Raw genomic sequence first — 2,497 nt, 5'->3', positions numbered from 1 at the left:
CGCGCTGGTCTTCCACGTCGATTCCGGCGGCGGCTCGGCGCTGGCCTCGGAGTTGATCGGCCGGCAGATCGAGCTACTCTCCGCCCGCAAGCCGGTCGTTGTCTACATGGGCAACATGGCCGCCTCCGGCGGCTACTACGTCGCCGCGCCCGCCCGCCACATCATGAGCCAGCGAGCGACGCTGACCGGCTCCATTGGCGTCATCACGGCCAAGCTGAGCGCCGACGGCCTCTATGAGCGACTGTCGCTCAATCGGGTCAGCCTGGAGCGAGGCGAGCACGCCGGCCTCTACCGGGACACCAGCCCGATGTCGGCCGAGGAGCGGGCCATTTTCTGGCGCACCATCAGCGATATCTACCAGCAGTTCAAGGACGTGGTAGCCCGCGGCCGGAAGATGACTGCGGAGCAAGTGGACGCCATTGGCGGCGGGCGGGTCTGGACGGGCCGGCAAGCGCAGGCGCGCGGGCTGGTGGACGACCACGGCGACTTCCTCGACGCGATCAAAAAGGCGGCCGAGTTGGCCGCCTTGCCGGTCGATGACGTATACGCCATCTCCACTGTTAACCTGTTCGCCCGCAGTTCCGACTATGCCGTCTATCCCGCTCGTCGCCAGGCAATTGAGCGCCGTCCTTCTGACTTGGAGTACGCGCCCCATTCGGTGATGAATCGCCTGACTACGAACGGAGGGGCCATTGAGGAGGTGGCCCATCTCCTGACCGGCGAACGCTTGCGCGCATGGAGCGGACAGCCGCTCTTACTTATACCATGTGAGATACGATTCCGGTGAGAATTCCGCCGCCGCGTCCATCTGGGCCTCGGGCTGGTCCAGGTGGAGCGTCATGAAGGTATAGGTTCCATCCGGCTGGCGGGTCATGCGATAGCCCTGTTTCTTCAGCATGTGCCACATGGCCATGTTATCGCTCTGCACCAGGCCGACTAATTGGGTAATCCCCCTGATCTTCGCCTCATCGATGAGCAATCCCAATAATTTCGTACCGATGCCCGTGCCCTGCATGTCGTCGCGCACCGAGATGCTGATCTCGGCCTGCGCGGGGGCCAGTTCCACAAAGCGGGCCGCAGCAACGGGCACGTCCGGCCGCTCGGTGCGGTCACAGAAGGCCAGCAAGCCGCGCCCGTGGATGAGAGCATCTCCGGCGATATGCTCGGCCTCGCTCCAGACTCGCTCCATTTCGGGCTTGCCCAGCGCCTGCAAGAAGCGCTGGTAGCGGCTATCCTCGCCCATGTTCTCGAATAGGTCGACCAGATAGGGCGCATCCTCCGGCTCGAGCGGCCGAACGCGCACCGGGCTGCCGTTCTTTGTCGTAAAGGTGTATACTGTAGGTTTAGTTGGCATACTCTACACTCACATATCGACGCATCACGTATATGACGCATTGCGTCATAAAGAGTATAGCATAGTGGGGGGTGGAAATCAAGCGGGCGGCGGTTTTCCAACGCCTTTTTTACAATGGAGCGGGGGCGCAACCTTGATGGGCGCTTCGCGTACTGTAGGTAGCATGTTAGGCTGCGACACGTGCCGGCGAACCGCGCGGGCCGTGCTGAATTCTGGCGAGGTAAGAAACAGAATATGAGCAAGAACGATTACGAATCCCTCCGCGCCTCTTTGGCGGAGCTACCCTTTATCAATCCGGCGCAGGTCGAGCAATGGGTTGACCTTCAAGAGACGATCGACCGAACCCGCGACTATCTCATTCGGGCTGTGCCTCAGGCCCAATTTAGCATCGACGAAGCCCAGAAAATTCTGGCCCAGCGCACCTACACGCTCGTCTTCTTCGGCGGCACGGGCGTGGGCAAGAGCACGCTGATCAACGCCCTGTTGGGCCGCAACCTGCTGCCGACCGGGGCCGTCACGGCCGTCACCGGAACCATCGTCTACATTGAGCAGGCGAACGAGGGCGAGGCCGAGTCGCTGGTGTTGAGCTACTGGAGCAAGGACGAGTTCGTCGAGCGCGTCCGTCGTCTGTGCCAGCTGGCCGAGATCGAGAGCTTCGACATCAGCAACGCCGGCGAGCGCGAGCAGGTCCGCAAGGACATCGTAGCCCTCGAAGAGTCGCGCAAAGACCAGGCCAAGACCGAGCGGGACGAATACCTCGACATCCTGCTCGACTGCATCGACTCCTACGAGAACAACAAAGAGCTGTTCAAGGCCGGCACGCCGCCGCCCGTCAGCCTGCCGTTGGCAAACGAGGAGTCGCTGAAGCACCTGCGCGAGGACGGCTTCAAGGGCAGCCAGCAGCGCCAGATTCGCCTGATCAAATCGGCCACCTTCCGCATCCAACCCAAGACGGGCCAGCCGAATCTGCTGATGAACGGTTACCTGCGCATCGTGGACGTACCCGGTCTGGGCGCGGGCATGCGGCTGCACGAGGCGATCACGCTGGAAGAGATGAAGCGCGAGGACGCCATGATCGTCCTGGTGACAGACGCCGGTCGCCAGCGCGTGGACGAGATGAAGTCGCTCTCGGCCGTCAACTGG

Annotated in this window: 3 protein-coding genes; 2 read left to right on the top strand and 1 reads right to left on the bottom strand. The window is 62.4% G+C overall.

The window, feature by feature from the left end; genetic code table 11:
- Positions 1-787: signal peptide peptidase SppA (gene sppA, locus ACE3UY_RS00685; protein ID WP_374685633.1), on the top strand; the 787-nt coding region annotated here is incomplete at its 5' end.
- Here sppA and ACE3UY_RS00680 read toward each other — a convergent pair.
- The gene (locus ACE3UY_RS00680; RefSeq protein WP_374685632.1) at positions 755-1,354 is read right to left on the bottom strand and encodes an N-acetyltransferase family protein; all 600 of its coding nucleotides are present in this window, start codon (positions 1,352-1,354) and stop codon (positions 755-757) included. The two genes, sppA and ACE3UY_RS00680, sit on opposite strands and share 33 nt — an antisense overlap.
- Before the next feature lie 234 nt (positions 1,355-1,588).
- On the opposite strand from ACE3UY_RS00680, the gene ACE3UY_RS00675 reads away from it, so the two are divergent.
- Positions 1,589-2,497: dynamin family protein (locus ACE3UY_RS00675; RefSeq protein WP_374685631.1), on the top strand; the 909-nt coding region annotated here is incomplete at its 3' end.

The organism is Promineifilum sp. (SeqCode) (assembly GCF_041918635.1).
In the GTDB taxonomy this organism is placed as follows: domain Bacteria; phylum Chloroflexota; class Anaerolineae; order Promineifilales; family Promineifilaceae; genus Promineifilum.
Note: the sequence above shows the minus strand (reverse complement) of the source record. Positions and strands in the feature narration are given on the sequence as shown.